The sequence below is a fragment of the Elioraea sp. Yellowstone genome (assembly GCF_006704265.1).
In the GTDB taxonomy this organism is placed as follows: domain Bacteria; phylum Pseudomonadota; class Alphaproteobacteria; order Acetobacterales; family Acetobacteraceae; genus Elioraea.
The window spans coordinates 1-15,037 of record NZ_VIKA01000080.1; the positions used below are offsets into that span (position 1 = coordinate 1).

The 15,037-nt window shown below is 70.9% G+C and carries 17 protein-coding genes; 9 read left to right on the forward strand and 8 right to left on the reverse strand.

Features of this window, described 5'->3' with window-relative positions:
* Positions 1 to 248: aspartate/glutamate racemase family protein (locus FK498_RS19300; protein ID WP_408869908.1), on the forward strand; the 248-nt coding region annotated here is incomplete at its 5' end.
* Here FK498_RS19300 and mnhG read toward each other — a convergent pair.
* Genes mnhG through mbhE form a run of 7 tightly spaced genes read right to left on the reverse strand, consistent with a single transcriptional unit; the run spans position 158 to position 5,993 of the window.
* Positions 158 to 601 (reverse strand): monovalent cation/H(+) antiporter subunit G, encoded by a 444-nt coding sequence (gene mnhG / locus FK498_RS11895; RefSeq protein ID WP_141854822.1) that lies wholly within the window; start codon positions 599 to 601, stop codon positions 158 to 160. The genes FK498_RS19300 and mnhG overlap by 91 nt on opposite strands.
* Positions 594 to 914 carry a monovalent cation/H+ antiporter complex subunit F gene (locus FK498_RS11900; RefSeq protein WP_141854824.1) on the reverse strand — a complete coding sequence of 107 codons (321 nt, stop codon included), beginning with the start codon at positions 912 to 914 and terminating at the stop codon, positions 594 to 596. The genes mnhG and FK498_RS11900 overlap by 8 nt, the downstream gene beginning before the upstream one ends.
* A complete protein-coding gene (locus FK498_RS11905; RefSeq protein ID WP_141854826.1) occupies positions 911 to 1,402 on the reverse strand; it encodes a Na+/H+ antiporter subunit E in 492 nt (163 codons plus the stop codon). Before FK498_RS11905 ends, FK498_RS11900 begins: the two co-directional genes overlap by 4 nt.
* The gene (locus tag FK498_RS11910; RefSeq protein ID WP_141854828.1) at positions 1,399 to 2,898 is read right to left on the reverse strand and encodes a Na+/H+ antiporter subunit D; all 1,500 of its coding nucleotides are present in this window, start codon (positions 2,896 to 2,898) and stop codon (positions 1,399 to 1,401) included. Before FK498_RS11910 ends, FK498_RS11905 begins: the two co-directional genes overlap by 4 nt.
* Positions 2,895 to 3,260, reverse strand: coding sequence for a Na+/H+ antiporter subunit C (locus tag FK498_RS11915; protein WP_141854830.1), 366 nt, complete (start codon positions 3,258 to 3,260; stop codon positions 2,895 to 2,897). The genes FK498_RS11910 and FK498_RS11915 overlap by 4 nt, the downstream gene beginning before the upstream one ends.
* 1 nt (position 3,261) lies before the next feature.
* Complete coding sequence (locus tag FK498_RS11920; protein WP_141854833.1) at positions 3,262 to 3,702, reverse strand: MnhB domain-containing protein; 441 nt, start codon at positions 3,700 to 3,702, stop codon at positions 3,262 to 3,264.
* Positions 3,699 to 5,993, reverse strand: coding sequence for a hydrogen gas-evolving membrane-bound hydrogenase subunit E (mbhE, locus tag FK498_RS11925; RefSeq protein ID WP_141854835.1), 2,295 nt, complete (start codon positions 5,991 to 5,993; stop codon positions 3,699 to 3,701). Before mbhE ends, FK498_RS11920 begins: the two co-directional genes overlap by 4 nt.
* A gap of 288 nt (positions 5,994 to 6,281) precedes the next feature.
* Between mbhE and FK498_RS11930 the strand changes: the two genes are divergently transcribed.
* The 3 genes from FK498_RS11930 to FK498_RS11940 are packed head-to-tail and all read left to right on the forward strand — an operon-like array spanning position 6,282 to position 8,671.
* A complete protein-coding gene (locus tag FK498_RS11930) occupies positions 6,282 to 7,310 on the forward strand; it encodes a flagellar motor protein MotB (protein ID WP_141854837.1) in 1,029 nt (342 codons plus the stop codon).
* A gap of 12 nt (positions 7,311 to 7,322) precedes the next feature.
* Positions 7,323 to 8,189 carry a flagellar motor stator protein MotA gene (gene motA / locus FK498_RS11935; protein WP_141854839.1) on the forward strand — a complete coding sequence of 289 codons (867 nt, stop codon included), beginning with the start codon at positions 7,323 to 7,325 and terminating at the stop codon, positions 8,187 to 8,189.
* A 35-nt stretch (positions 8,190 to 8,224) separates the two neighbouring features.
* Entirely contained in the window at positions 8,225 to 8,671 is a 447-nt protein-coding gene (locus FK498_RS11940) for a PaaI family thioesterase (protein ID WP_141854841.1), read from the forward strand.
* Positions 8,672 to 8,769: 98 nt separating this feature from the next.
* On the opposite strand, the gene FK498_RS11945 is transcribed toward FK498_RS11940, so the two are convergent.
* A complete protein-coding gene (locus tag FK498_RS11945) occupies positions 8,770 to 9,738 on the reverse strand; it encodes a tripartite tricarboxylate transporter substrate binding protein (protein ID WP_141854843.1) in 969 nt (322 codons plus the stop codon).
* Between the two features lie 257 nt (positions 9,739 to 9,995).
* On the opposite strand from FK498_RS11945, the gene FK498_RS11950 reads away from it, so the two are divergent.
* The 5 genes from FK498_RS11950 (at position 9,996) to FK498_RS11970 (ending at position 14,751) form a co-directional block, all read left to right on the forward strand.
* Positions 9,996 to 10,682: an isochorismatase family protein gene (locus tag FK498_RS11950; RefSeq protein ID WP_141854845.1), complete on the forward strand. Its 687-nt coding sequence runs from the start codon at positions 9,996 to 9,998 to the stop codon at positions 10,680 to 10,682.
* Between the two features lie 5 nt (positions 10,683 to 10,687).
* Positions 10,688 to 12,094: a dihydroorotase family protein gene (locus FK498_RS11955; RefSeq protein WP_202614829.1), complete on the forward strand. Its 1,407-nt coding sequence runs from the start codon at positions 10,688 to 10,690 to the stop codon at positions 12,092 to 12,094.
* On the forward strand, positions 12,078 to 12,761 hold the full coding sequence (locus FK498_RS11960) for a GntR family transcriptional regulator (RefSeq protein WP_161988392.1): 684 nt from the start codon (positions 12,078 to 12,080) through the stop codon (positions 12,759 to 12,761). Before FK498_RS11955 ends, FK498_RS11960 begins: the two co-directional genes overlap by 17 nt.
* Positions 12,762 to 12,955: 194 nt before the next feature.
* Positions 12,956 to 13,831 carry an MBL fold metallo-hydrolase gene (locus tag FK498_RS11965; RefSeq protein WP_141854851.1) on the forward strand — a complete coding sequence of 292 codons (876 nt, stop codon included), beginning with the start codon at positions 12,956 to 12,958 and terminating at the stop codon, positions 13,829 to 13,831.
* A 2-nt stretch (positions 13,832 to 13,833) separates the two neighbouring features.
* On the forward strand, positions 13,834 to 14,751 hold the full coding sequence (locus tag FK498_RS11970) for an AEC family transporter (protein ID WP_141854853.1): 918 nt from the start codon (positions 13,834 to 13,836) through the stop codon (positions 14,749 to 14,751).
* Positions 14,752 to 15,037: the final 286 nt, after the last annotated feature.

A 15,037-nucleotide genomic window follows, 5' to 3' on the forward strand; every position in this document is an offset into this window, starting at 1 on the left:
GCGCGGAGGTGGTGGTGCTCGGCGGGGCAGGGCTTGCGGGATTGGCCCAACGCCTGGCCGACGCGGTGCCCGTGCCGCTGCTCGACAGCCTCGCCTGCCTGGTGCGTCTCGGCATCGCGCTGGCCGCGGGCGCGCCGGGCAAGCCCGCGGCCGGCAGCTACGCCGCGCCGCCGCCCGCTCCGGTCGAGGGCCTCTCGCCGCCGCTCGCGGCGCTCGTGGCGGCGCGCGCCGCCTCGGGCGGCGCCTGACAGACGCGCGCGGCGAGGTCGTAGCGGCCCTCGAGGTCGTCGCGCACCTGGCTCGGGTCGCGCGGCACGCCGAGCAGATAGGTCGCGCGCGCGATCAGGTGCGAGGCGATCGGCGTGGTGAAGAGCAGGAACGCCACCCCGGCGAGCGCGCGCACGGCCGGGTCGAACTCGCCGAGCCCGATCGCCACCGCGAAGAACAACAAGGACCCGCCGAGCGTGCCCGCCTTCGACGAGGCGTGCATGCGCATCAGCGAGTCGGGCAGGCGCCAGACGCCGATCGCGGCGATCAGCGCGAAGCCGGAGCCGGCGAGCACCAGCACGACCAGCACGAGCTCGACCAGCAGCTCAATCATCGGCATGGTCCAGCGGCGGCGGACGGTCCTGGCGGGCGCGCCGGAACGCCACCCACTCGACATAGCGCGCGAAGGCGACGGTCGAGAGGAACGAAACGAGCGCCATCACCAGCGCGAGATCGACATAGGTCGAGGAACCCGAGGCAAGCGCCAGCAGCAGCGCCGCGCAGATCGCGGTGAGCGCCAGCATGTCGAGGGCGACGATCCGGTCGGGCAGGTGCGGGCCGACCACCAGCCGTGCGAGGCCGACCGCGAAGGCGACCGCGAGCATCGCCCAGCCGAGCCAGATCGTGCCCTCCAGGACCGCGCTCACCGCAGGAACTCCAGCAGGCGGCGCTCGAAGTTGTTCTTGATGTCGTCCAGCACGACCTCCGGATCGTCGAAGAACATCGCGTGCACGTAGAGGGTCGAGCGGTCCTCCGAGACGTCGAGCGAGAGCGTGCCGGGCGTCAGCGTGATCAGGTTGGCGAGCGCGGCGATCTCCAGGTCGCGCTCGGCCTCGAGCGGCACCGCGATCACGCCCGGCCGCGCGGTGATGCGCGGGCTCAGCACCTGGCGCGCGATCAGGATCGAGGATTGCAGAAGCGCATTGGCGTAGAAGCCGAAGAAGCTGAGGAAGGCGAACGTCTTGCGGAAATACTGCGGCTCCGGATCGCCCCAGACGCGGCGGGTCAGGTAGAGCACCGCGAAGCCGGCGACGAAGCCGGTGAGGAGCGTCCAGGGCCCGAAGCTGCCGAAGCTGCCGCACCAGGCGAGCATCAGCATCAGGTTGATCGCGAACATCCCCGCGGGGCGCCTCATGGCAGCCTCCCCAGCACGGCGGCGGCATAGGCGGCGGGATCGAGCAGCTCCGCCGCAGCGCGCTCGGCGACGATCCAGAAGGGCTGGGCGAACAGGCCGATCGCGATGGTGCAGGCGGCAAGGGCGACGATCGGTGCGAGCATCGCGGCGGGCGCGGCCGCGAGCGGAGCGGCCGCGCCGTCGCCCCGAGGGTGCGGCTTCCAGAACGCCTCGCCCCAGATCTTGGTCATCGAGTAGATCGTGAGCAGGCCGGTGACGAGGGCGGCCGCCGCGATCCACCACTCGCGGTCCTCGAGCGCCGCGCGCACCAGGATCAGCTTGGCCCAGAACCCGGAGAGCGGGGGGAAGCCGGCGAGGCTGAAGGCCGGGATGAAGAACAGCACGCCGAGCAGCGGCGCGGCGCGGTAGAGCCCGCCGATCTTCTTCAGCTCCATCGAGCCGGCGAGCCGCGCGGCCACGCCGGCGATCAGGAACAGGTTGGCCTTCACCACGATGTGGTGCACCAGGTAGAACACCGAGCCCACGATCGCGAGCGGCGTATAGAGCGCGAGCCCCATCACCATGTAGCCGATCTGGCTGATGATGTGCCACGAGAGGATGCGCCGCATCTCGCTCTGTGCCGCCGCGCCGAGCACGCCGGTGATCATCGTCAGCCCCGACACCCAGAGCAGGATCTGGTGCGTCCAGCCGACATCGTGGGTGAACAGCAGGGTGAAGGCGCGGATCAGCGCATAGACGCCGACCTTGGTGAGCAGGCCCGCGAACACCGCCGAGACCGAGACGAGCGGCGTGTGGTAGGCGGCGGGCAGCCAGAAGAACAGCGGGAACACGGCCGCCTTCATGCCGAACGCCGCCATCAGCAGCATCGCCGCCGCGGTCAGCACGCCGGTGTTGCCCACGGTCGGGATGGTGCGCGCGAGGTCGGCGTAGTTCAGCGTGCCGGTCATGCCGTAGAGCAGGCCGACCGCGAGCAGGAACAGCAGCGTCGCGACCAGGTTGAGCGACACGTATTTCACCGCGCCGTCGGTCTGCGCCTTGGTGCCGCCGATCGTCATCAGTCCGAACGAGGCGATCAGCATCACCTCGAACCAGACGTAGAGGTTGAACAGATCCCCGGTGATGAAGGCGCCGCACACGCCGAGCAGCAGCACATGGCTGAGCGGGTGGAACCAGGCGCGGCGGTGGCGCTCCTCGATCTCCGGAATCGCGAAGGTGAGGCAGGCCGCTCCCGTGATCGCAGCGATCAGCGTCATCACCGCGCCGAAGGTATCGACCGCGAGCGTGATGCCGAAGGGGGCCGCCCAGTTGCTCGACTGCACGACGATCATGCCGCCGCGCCAGACGGCGTCCATCAGCGCGACCGCCGCGAGCAGCAGGGCGAAGGCGCCGCCGAGCGAGAGCGCGCGCTGGGTGCGCGGCGCGGCATGGGCAAGCGTGGTCGCCGCGGCGGCCGCGACCGCGACGATGAGGGGCGCGACCGCGTACCAGCCGCTCACGGCTTCGCCTCCTCGGGCGGCTCCGCCTCGCGCATCTCGTCGGTGCGGATGGTGCCGAGCCGCACATAGGCCTGCCAGGCGAGCACGAGGGCGAAGGCGAGCAGGCCGAAGCCGATCACGATCGCGGTCAGCACCAGGGCCTGCGGCAGCGGATTGGCGAAGGCCCCCTCGATCGCCTGGGCGCCTGCCGGCACGATCGGCGGCACGTCGCGCGTCAGCCGCCCGGCGGTGAAGATCAGCAGGTTCACCGCGTTGCCGAGCACGGCGAAGCCGAGCAGCAGCCGGATCAGGTTGCGCGACAGCATCAGCCAGGTGGCGACCCCGGTGAGCAGCCCGATCAGCAGCGCGAGCGGTGCTTCCATCTCAGGGCTGCTCCGTCGGATCCGTCTCGGGATCCTCCTCGAGCGCGAGCAGGATCGCGCACACGCCGCCGATCACGACCAGGAACACGCCGATGTCGAAGAGCAGCGGCGTCGAGAGCGGCAGGGTCGCGCCGTCGCCGAGGTCGAGCTTCAGCCAGAGCCCGGTGAAGAACGGCAGCGCGGCCAGCCCGGCCGGCAGGGTCGCGACCAGGGCGGCGGCCAAGCCGATGCCGGCAATCACCGCGGGCGGCAGGACCAGCGTGCGTCGTGCCGCCTCCGGGCCGAAGGCGATGCCCTGCAGCGCGATCGCCGAGGTCGCGACCAGGCCGCCGATGAAACCGCCGCCCGGCAGGTTGTGGCCGCGCCAGAGCAGGAAGAGCGACAGCATCAGCATCATCGGCGCCAGCACGCGCGTCGCCGCGCGCAGGATCAGGCTGCTCATGCCCGGGTTCTCGCGCCGATGCCGATCGCGGCGAGCGCGGCGAGGGCGGCGGCGAACACCACGATGATCTCGCCGAGCGTGTCGAGCGCACGGAAATCGACCAGGATGACGTTGACGATGTTGTGACCGAACGCCTCAGGCACCGCGGCGCGGCCGAACCACTCGGAGAGACGGGGATCGAAGGGCTCGGCCAGCACGCCGAGCAGCAGCAGCGTGACCAGCGCGCCGGTGCCGGCCGAGATCCCGGCGTAGAGCCAGCGCGGCCGGGCCCCTCCGGCGGACAGCCGGAATCCGGGCAGGCGGATCAGCACCAGCGCGAGGATCACCACCACCAGCGTCTCGACCATGAACTGGGTGATCGCGAGATCGGGCGCGCCGAACAGCATGAAGATCATCGCGACCCCGAGACCGAGCATGCCGAGGGCCGTGACCGCAAGCAGCCGCGTGGTCGCGAGGGCGGCGACCAGGGCCGAGGCGGCGGTGACGGCGAACACCGCCCACTCGATCAGCCGCCCCCCGTCGAAGTCGAGGTTCAGGCGCATCTCCCCGCGCGTGAGGCTCGCTGCGCCGGCGAGCGTCACCACCGCGAAGGAGGCGGCCATGTAGCGGTGCAGCAGGCCCGGCTGCCAGATCCGCGTCTGCCAGGCGGCGAGTGCGGCGAGCCCTCGCATCACCTGGTCGTAGCCGCGATCCGGGCCGCGATCGAGGACGGGGTTCAGCGACGCGCGCCACCCGGCCGCAGACCGGCGCCAGAGCAGGAACAGCGCGGCACCCGCGACGAAGGTCGCGAGCGTGAGCAGGAACTTCCAGTCGAAGGCCTTGAACAGGACGATCTCGAGCGTCGCCTTGCGGCCGATGACCGCGGTGGTCGCGGCGGCGATCAGGGGCTCGGCGATCAGGTTGGGCGCCATGCCGAAGACGAGCCCGAGTGCTGCGAGCATCACGGGCCCGGCCAGCATCGGCCAGGGTGCCTCGTGCGCATGCGCCGCCGCCTCGCTCGTCCGACCGGTGAAGGGCACGGTCGCGACGATCGCGGCGACACAGAACAGCATCAGGTTGGTGAGCGTCGCGGCGATCACGGTGATGCCGAACTCGTCCTCGAGCGCGATCTTGGCCGCGCCGATCAGCTCCTTCGCCACCCAGCCCAGACCGAACGGCAGCCCTGCCATCGAGACGCACGCCACCGCTGCGGCCGCGAAGGTCACGGGCATGGTCCGCATCAGCCCGCCGAGCCGCGTCAGGTCGCGCGTGCCCGCCTCGTGATCCACATTGCCGGCTGCCATGAACAGCGCACCCTTGTAGAGCGCGTGCACCAGCAGGAAGGCCATGGCCGCCTTCACGCCCGGCTCATGGGTGGGGCCGAGCAGGAACACCAGCGTGCCGAGCGCCGAGACCGTGGTCCAGGCCAGCACCAGCTTGAGGTCGGTCTCCAGCAGCGCGAACACCACGCCCATCAGCATGGTCAGCCCGCCGATCCCGGTGAGGATCCAGAGCCATTCCGGCGAGCCGCCGAGCGCGGGGTCGAGCCGGGCGAGCAGATAGACCCCCGCCTTCACCATGGTCGCCGAGTGCAGATAGGCGGAGACCGGGGTCGGTGCCTGCATCGCGCCCGGCAGCCAGGAGTGGAACGGCCACTGCGCGCTCTTGGTGAAGCAGCCGAGCACGACCAGGATCAGGATCGGCCGGTAGAGAGGGTCGTCCTGAATCCACGCCCCCGCGCCGGTGAGGTCCGAGATCCGCCACGACCCGCCGGCCTCGGCGAGCATGACCAGCCCCGCGAGCAGCGCGAGCCCGCCGCTGCCGGTGATCAGCAGCGCCTGCAGGGCGGCCCGCCGTGCGGCCGGCCTGTCGCTCTCGAAGCCCACCAGCAGGTAGGAGGCGAGGCTGGTGAGTTCCCAGAACACGAAGAGCGTGATGACGTTGTCCGACAGCACCACACCCTGCATCGCGCCCATGAACATCATCAGGAACAGGAAGAAGCGCCCCAGCATCGGGTGGCCCTTGAGGTAACCGCCCGCGTAGAGGACGATCAGCGTGCCGATGCCGCTGATCAGCAGCGCGAAGATCAGCGACAGCCCGTCGAGGCTGAAGTCGAGCGCGACGTCGAGCCCGGGCACCCAGGGCGTGGCTTCGAGCACGCCCGGCGTGGCCTCGGGCAGGCGCGAGAGCAGCCAGACGAAGGTGGCGGCCGGCACAATCGCCAGCACGAGACCGGCGCGGTCGCCGAGCAGCCGCACCAGGAGCGGCGCGAATCCGGCCGCGGCGAAGGGCGCGAGGACGGCGATCAGCACGGCCGGCGCGGACCGTGTGCGGTGATCTGAGCCCTCGGCTGTGGCATCTCCCTCCCCCAGAAAGGTCCGGCGCGGCGGCCGGCACCGGTCCGGGGCAGGCGCGCCGCCCCGCTCGTCTCCCTCTCGCTTGCCGGCGGCACCCGCGCGGCCCGCCCGATATGGACGCCACCGGCCGTGCGTGCAAGCCGGAACCGGCGCGGCTTAGGCAAGGCTTAATCCCTCTCGGGCAGGGTGCCCGGGAGGGCCGCCGTATGCGCGGCCGCAGCAGGCACGGGCAAGCCAGGGGCGATGAGCGCTCGCAGGGGCAAGAAGGAGAAGGACGGCGCGACCCTCGTCATCCGGCGCGAGGAAGGAGCCGAGCACGGGCACCACGGCGGCGCGTGGAAGGTCGCCTACGCCGACTTCGTCACCGCGATGATGGCGTTCTTCCTGCTGATGTGGCTGCTGAACGCCACCACCGAGGAGCAGAAGATGGGCATCGCCCAGTACTTCGCGCCGGTGAACGTCTTCGGCAACGACAATTCCGGCTCGGGCAAGCCCTTCGCCGGCACCGACATCGTCTCGGACGGCTCTGCGGTCGGCAAGGCCGGCACGCCCACCGTGCCGCAGGTCGAGCGCAGCTATCCGCCCGAGGAGGAGGACCTGCCCGATGAGGGCGAGCCCCACCAGGCGATCTTCGCCGAGGGGGGCGCCTTCCCGAACCGCTTCGACGCCGGCGGCCGCTTCGCCGATCCGCGCACCGCCGGCGCCGGGGGCGAGCAGGCCACGGAGGGCGCGGTCGAGGCGCTGGAGCGGCAGGCGGCGGCCGAAGCGGAGGCCGAGGCGCTCGAGCAGGCGGCGGAGGCGATCCGCGCGGCGGTCACCGCCGATCCGGCGCTCGCCGAGCTCGCCCGCCAGCTCGCGGTGGACGTCACCCCCGAAGGGCTCCGGCTGCAGCTTCTCGACAGCGAGGGCCAGCCCATGTTCGCGCTCGGCTCCAGCCGGCCGAACGAAGCGGCGAAGGCGCTGATCGCGAAGGTGGCGCCGGTGCTCGCCCGGCTCGGCAACCCGATCACCATCGCGGGCCATACCGACGCGACCCCGTTCCGTTCCGGCAGCGGTGTCACCAACTGGGAGCTCTCGGCCGATCGCGCGAACGCCGCACGCCGGCTGCTGATCGAGGCGGGCGTGCCCGAGGCGCGCATCCAGGGCATCTCCGGCCGGGCCGATCGCGACCTGCTGCTGCCGGCCGATCCGCGCGCGGCAGCCAACCGCCGCGTCGCCATCCTGGTGCAGCGCGCGGCCCTGGCCGCGCCCGCCGTCCCGCCGGTGAACTGAGGGCGTGCCCCCATGCTGACCATCGGCGGCTTCGTCTTCATCATCATCTGCGTGTTCGGCGGCTACATCCTCGCCGGCGGCAAGATCGGCATCATCCTTGCCGCCCTTCCCTTCGAGATGATGATCATCGGCGGCGCCGCACTCGGCACGCTGCTGATGGCGAACTCGATGCACGGCGTGAAGCACGTGGCCGCGGGCTTCTCGAAGGTCCTCAAGGGCGGCAAGTTCCGCAAGTCCGACTACATCGACCTGCTCTCGCTGCTGTACTGGCTGGTGCGGCTGGCCGCCACCAAGGGCGCGATGGCGCTCGAGCCGCATATCGAGAAGCCGATGGAGAGCCCCGCCTTCGCCAAGTTCCCGCGCATCCGCGACGACCATCACGCGGTGACGCTGATCTGCGACTACCTGCGCATGGTGGGCATGCACGCGGACGATCCGCACCAGATCGAGGACGTCTTCGCGCGCGAACTGCGCAAGCTCCTGAACGAGGAGCTGCACCCGGCCCATGCGATGCAGAAGGTGGCGGACGCCCTGCCGGCCCTCGGCATCGTCGCGGCCGTGATGGGCGTGATCAAGACCATGGGCTCGATCACCGAACCGCCGCCGATCCTCGGCAAGATGATCGGCTCGGCACTGGTCGGCACGTTCCTCGGCGTCTTCCTCGCCTATGGCCTGATGGGTCCGATGGCGTCACGGCTTCAGTCGGTCGTCGAGGAGGAGATCAAGTACTACGAGGTGATCCGCGCCGTGCTGGTGGCCCACCTGCACGGCAACGCGCCGCAGGTCTCGGTCGAGACCGGGCGCAAGATGGCACCGACCGAGCACATGCCCTCGTTCCAGGAGCTCGAGGAGGCGCTGCAGAACCTGCAGATCGCCTGATTGACCACGGCGCCGCGCCGGCGCTCACTCGCGCCATGAGCGACGTTCCGCCCGACCCCCTGCCCGCCCCCTATCACGACCTGTTCGGCTTCCGCCTGCTCGACTGGCGCGACGGCTTCGCCCGGCTCGCCGCCGAGGCGGGACCGCAGCACATGAACCGCGCGGGCGTCGTTCATGGCGGCTTCGTGCTGGGGCTGATCGACCAGGCCGCGGCCTATTCCGGCCTCTGGTGCAGCGTGCCCGGCAACGCCCGGCGCGGGCTGACGCTCGCGCTCGCGGCCCAGTTCATCGCCCCGGTCACGCCCGGTCCGGTCGTGGCGGAGGCGCGCGTGGTCGGGCGCGGGGGGACGACGTTCTTCACCCGCACCGAGGTGTTCCGCGCCGACGGCACGCTGGTCGCCACCGGCCAGGGCACGCATCGCTGGCGCAGCGGCAGCGAGCGTGTCGAAGGGATGCCGGCCGCGCAGATGACCGGCGCCTGAACTGGCGGGGACGCACTCGCCTTCCGGCGAGCCCGCCGGGGTCTGGAACCCGTCCTGCCGGCCCGCTGCCGGCCAGCCGGGCGCGTCCCGCGCGGCGGCTAATCCAGGCGGATGTTGAGGGATCGGACGACCGCGGCGATCCGTTCGCGGTCGGCGGCGATGAAGGCGCGCGTCTCTTCAGGCGGCAAACCAACCGGCAGGATGCCCTGGGTGCGGAAGACGTCCTGCGTCGCCGAAGCCCGCAGCGCCTCGGCTGCCGCAGCCGCGAGGCGCGCGACGATCGCCGCCGGCATGCGGGCCGGACCGACCAGGGCAAACCAGTTTGCGGCTTCAATGGCCATTCCCAACTCGCGCAGCGTCGGAACATGCGGCAATAGTGGCACGCGTTCGGCGGAGCCGATGGCGAGGATGCGCACGCGCCCGTCGCGCGCCAGCGCCTCGGCCGGGCCGGCATTCATGAACATGGCATCGACCTGGCCTGCCACGAGTGCGGTGTATGCCGGAGCAGCCCCCGTGAAGGGCACGTGCAGGAGCTCCAGGCCGGCCTGCTGGAAGACGCGCACCGCCGCGATCTGCGATGTAGAGCCGACCCCCCATGACGCATAGGTCAGCTGGCCGGGCCGACTGCGCGCGCGTTCGATGAAGCCTGCCAACGAGTCCACCCCGAGCCCGGAACCGACCACGAGCGCGAACGGACCGTTCGCGAAGACGGCGATAGGTTCGAAATCGGTCGTAGGATCGTAGGAAAGGCGCGCATAGACGAGTGGATTCACCGCGTGCGTTTCCGCGCTCGCGACCAGAAGCACATGCCCGTCCGGCTGCGCGTGCGCCACGAACTGGGCGCCGACGGCTCCGTTTGCGCCCGGCCGATTGTCCACGACCACAGGCTGACCAAGCAGGGGCGCCATCGCGGAACCGAGAGCGCGCGAGACGACATCGGTCGCTCCGCCCGCGTTCCACGGCACGACAATGCGCACTGCGCGGTCGGGGAAGGCGCTGGCCGGCCCGCCCAGGGCGAGCAGCGCTCCAGATCCCAGCACGGCACGGCGGGAGAGCGACGTCCTCATCGGAATGCTCCTGCGAAAGCGGCGCCTGCGCGCGCTGCTGAACGGTTCCGGCCTGAAGCTGCAGCCGCCGCTGTCGCATCAGGTGGCGAGCGGGCCGACAGCTCGTTGGCGGTACATCGCCTTCGGGCGGCCGTAATCGTCCGGAACGGCGCGGCATGTTGGTAAGGCCGTTGCCAGAGCGGTGTCAATAGACAAGGATCCAAGCTGTATGGTGATAGTGTACATAAGCGGGTCCCACAGCCTGCCGGAGAACGAGCATGAACCCATGGGACGGCATCATTCCCGACCACGAACAGGATGCCTATCGCGCGGCCGGCTTCGGCCGCCCGGCCGGCCTCGGGCGACGGCCGGCGCTGCTGATCATCGACGTGCAGTACCGCACGGTCGGATCTCGCCCCATGCCATGGCGGGAGGCGATCGCGGAGTTCCCGACATCCTGTGGTGAATGGGGCTGGCAGGCCGTGAACCGGATCGGGACGCTCCTTGCGCTGTTCCGCACTCGCGGTTGGCCGGTGATCTATCCGTACGTCTCGCCGAAGCAGGTCTTCGACCAGGGACGGCTGGCCGAAAAGGTGCCGGCACTCATGACGGTCGGGCGCAACGGTTACGACTTCGTCGAACCGATCCGGCCACAGCCGCATGACATCCTGCTGCCAAAGAAGCACCCGAGCGCTTTCTTCGGCACCCCCTTGGTCAGCTACCTGATCGATCTTGCTGCGGATACGCTTGTCATCACGGGCTGCACGACGAGTGGCTGCGTGCGCGGGTCGGTCGTGGACGGCTTCGCCTACAATTTCAAGGTTGTCGTGCCCCATGATGCGGTCTATGACCGCAGTCGCGTGTCCCACGCGGTGAATCTGTTTGACATGTCTGCGAAATACGCCGACGTCATGAGCACGGAGGAGTGCGTGGCAGCGCTGGCGGCGCTGCCGCCGAGCGAGTGACGCGCGTGGCCTGCGACCTTCTCCTCACCGGCGGCCGGGCGGTGCTCCCTGGCGTCGTCGAGCCAGTCTCCTGCGACATCGCGGTCGCGGAGGGACGGATTGCCGCCCTGCTCGCTCCCGGCACGGCAATTGCGGCGCAGGAACGGGTCTGCCTGCGTGGGTTGGTCGTGCTGCCGGGCGCGATCGACGTGCATGTCCATCTCGGACACGGCACGGACATCGCGCGCCCGCGCGAGCCTGGCGACGCAGACCGGGAGACGGCTGCGGCCGCCGCCGGCGGCATCACCTGCTTCGTCTCCTATCTCATGGCGACCGAGCCTTTCGACGCCATCTTCGCCGACGTGATCGCCGTCACGGCGGCCGGCGCACGTGTCGATTTCGGTTATCACCCGATCGTGTCGACCGAGGCGCAGCTCGCCGGGATCGAGGCCTGCATCCGCGACTGGGGCACCCCGAGCTTCAAGATCTTCATGAACAACCGGGGTGGCGAGGGAAGACGACTCGGCTTGCCCGACATCGACGACGGCTTCCTGCTCAGACTGTGCGAAGCCGCGGCCAAGTATGGCGGCATGGTCTGCCCGCATCCCGAGACCATCGAGATGGCCTGGGTCTTGCGCGACCGGGTCATGCGTGCCGATCCCGAAGGCGCTGGCGGGCTGGCAAGCTGGAACGCCACCCGCCCCCCCTTCGTCGAGGCCGACGCGATACAGCGTGCCGCCTACGTCGCCCGGATCACCGGCGCGCCGCTCTATGTGGTGCACACCTCGTCGGCGGAGGCGCTTGATGCCGCCCTGCGCCAGAGGGCAGCGGGGGCCCGCGTCTTCATTGAGACCTGCCCCCACTACCTGACGCATGATGTCGGCTGGCAGGGCGGCGCGGTCGGCAAGATCAATCCGCCGCTGAGGGAGCCCACGGATCGTGAGGCGCTGTGGCGCGGCCTGCGCGACGGCAGCATCGATACCGTCGCCTCTGACCACGTCCACCGCGACCTCGCGTCCAAGGCGGGCGGCATCTGGTCAGCCTCCCCGGGCTGCCCGGGGATGGAGACCTTGCTGCCGGTGCTCCTCAGCGAGGGTCACGCCAAGCGGGGTCTTAGCCTCGCGCGGATTGCCGAGCTGACGGCCGGCAATCCGGCGCGCGCCATGGGCCTCGCCCATGCAAAGGGAGCGATCGCCCCGGGCATGGATGCCGATTTCGCCGTCGTCGATCCGGCCGCGCGCTGGACTGTCACCCGGGAAGCGGTGGTCAGCGCGGCGGGCTACTCCATCTACGAGGGTTGGGCGCTGACGGGGCGCGTCGTCCATACGATCGTCCGCGGGCGTTTCGTGCTGCGCGACGGCGCACCGGACCAGGACGCTGTAGGAACGGGACGCTATGTGCGGCGCAGGCTGGCGCATGACGCGTCGACGTAAGCCAGCCGCGAGCCTGCGCGAGCGGGCGCTCGGCATTGTCCGTAAGCGCATCCTCGACCTGCACTACCCACCCGGCAGCCTGCTCTCCGAGAACCAGCTCGCCGAGGAGCTTGGCATCAGCCGGACACCGGTGCGCGAGGCGTTGAGGGAACTCGCCACCAGCGGCCTTGTCCGCATCCTGCCGCAGCGCGGCGTCGAGGTGTCGGAGCCGTCGGTACAGGACATCGTCGAGGTCTACCAGCTGCGCGAGCAGCTCGAAGGCTTTGCGGCGCGCGTCACGGCAGAGCACCTGACGCAGGCGGATGCGCAGATCCTCACGGCCGACCATGCCGATGCCCTCTCCCACTTCGCCGCCGGACGTCTGCAGGAGGCATACGAGTTCTCTGTCCGTCTGCACGCTCGCATCATCGCCCTCACGCGCAATTCCCGCCTTGTCAAATTCATGGACCAGCTGGCCGATCAGGTGCACCGTTTCGGGCTGATGACGCTGCGGCATGGCCGGGCAGCGAGCGCGCTCGCCGAGCACGGCAGGATCATCGACGCGATCCTGGCCCGCGACGGGGCGACGGCCGAGACGCTGATGCGGGACCACCTCCGTGCCGACCGCGACGTGGCGCTCGAGGCGGTGCTGCCGAAAGACCTGCCCCCTGCAGCAGCCGACTCCTGAACGGATCTCCGGAGTGCCAAGGTGCGGCCCGGCCTGCGACGCGGACAGGGGCCTGCCGGCGCGGTGCGGGAGCCGACCTCGCGCGCATCCTGTCCGCTCGGGCCGCATCGGCATGCGGAAGGGCAGGCCGCCCTTGCGGTGGACTCGAGCTGCCGAGTTCCGGTCCCGCGGCTCCTGCCGTATAGGCTCGGCGCATGAAGATCGTCCTCCTCGGTACCGGCTGCCCGCAGGTCGATCCCCGGCGCATGGGCCCCGCCGTCCTGATCCAGGCCGCGACACGACGGCTTCTGTTCGACTGCGGCTCCGGCGTCACCCAACGGCTCGTCCAGGCCGGCACCAAGGGCGCGGAGATCGATGCGCTCTTCCTCACCCATCTGCACAGCGACCATGTGGTGGACTTCCACCAGCTCCTGGTCTCGTCCTGGCACCAGGGGCGTGACCGGCCGTGGAAGGTGTTCGGCCCGCCCGGCACGATCGGCTTCGTCGAACGCTCGGCAGCGCTGTGGAAGCCCGAACTCGAGATCCGCGTGAAGCACGAGAGGCGCCCCTCGGTCGCGGGGCTGGATGTCGAGGTGAAGGAGTTCGCCGACGGCCAGACGCTGCGCGGAGGCAGCGTCACCGTGACAGCGGTGAAGGTGAACCACGATCCGTTCCCGGAGGTCTACGGCTTCGCGGTCGAGCACGAGGGGTACCGCTTCGTCCACTCCGCCGACACGATCGTCTGGAAGCCGCTGATCGAGGCGGCGCGCGGTGCGGACTGCCTGCTGCACGAGGTGTTCATCAAGCGCGAGATGCGGCCCCTGGACGGCGTGCGCACGCAGGAAGGGATCGATGCGGTCGCCGCCTACCATACGCTCTCGACCGAGGTGGGCGCGGTCGCCGCAGAGGCGGATGTCGGGATGCTGATCCTCACCCACTTCGTGCCGACGACGTTCGACCGCACGGCCCTGGTCGCCGAGGTGCGCGCGCAGTGGCACGGTCCGCTGATCCTGGGCGAGGACCTGATGGAGTACGACCTCGCGACGCGCACGCTCCAGGCGGGCAGTGCGACCGTCAGCTTCCCGCGCTGATCGTGGACCGCCTCGCCGCCGTCACCCTCGCCGTCGTCCCGGTCGCCCTCCTGATCGGGCTCGGCTGGGGGCTCAGGCGCGCGGCCTTCCTGCCCGACCCGTTCTGGCCCGGCGCGGAGCGGCTCTGCTTCGTCGTGCTGCTGCCCGCGCTGCTCGCGCAGGGGCTGGGCACCGCCGATCTCGGCGGCGTGCCGGTTGCAGGCATGGCGGCCGCGATCGTCGCCCCGCTCTTCGTCACCGCCGCCGTGCTGGTCGCGCTGCGCAGGCACCTCGGCATCGACGGCCCCGGCTTCACCTCCGTGCTGCAGGGGGGAATCCGCTTCAACAACTACATCGGGCTCGCCGCGTCGGCCGCGCTCTACGGCGCCCCCGGCGTCGCGCTCGCCGCGCTCGCCAATGCCGCGATCGTGCCCACCGTGAACGTGATGTCGGTGCTCGCCTTCGCGCGTTTCGGCACCGCGCGGCCCAACCTCGCCGGCACGCTGAAGGCGCTCGCGACCAACCCGCTGATCCTCGGCTGCGCGATCGGCGCGGTCTGGCAGGCGACGGCGGCGCCGGTGCCGGGCGTGGTGTCGGCGGCGCTCAGGAGCCTCGGCCAGGCGAGCCTGCCGATCGGGCTCCTCTGTGTCGGCGCGGCCTTCACCCCACGCGCGCTCCGGGCGCGGCCGGGCGCGGCAGCGGTCGCTTCGGCGGCGAAGTTCGTGCTGCTGCCGGCACTCACCTGGCTCGCCTGCGCGGCCTTCGGCGTGCGCGGCGTGCCGGCCGAGGTCACAGTGCTGTTCGCCGCCCTGCCGACCGCGACCTCCTCCTACATCATGTCGAAGCAGCTCGGCGGCGATGCGCCGCTGATGGCCGGCATCACCACCCTGCAGACGCTCGTCGCGGCGGCGACCCTGCCGCTTACCCTCGCTCTCGTCTAGAGCCGGTCGCGCGGGGCTGGACCGAACCGCAGGCGTGCTGATGCGCGCCGGCGTGGGCCGGAGCGGTCTCCGCTCGACCGGAAACCGCTCCAAGCGTGCCGCGATCCCAACGGTGCGGATCTGCCGATCCGGCCGGGGGCAAGGCTCCCGGCCGAACGCACCGGCGCTTGCCTCCGCGGGGGAGCGGGGTCACGAGGCGGGAGGGCGCGCCAGGGCCCCCACCGCCGCCACCGCAACCGCTCCGGCCCGCACGGCCGCCGCCACTCGCCCCGGCGTGATCCCGCCC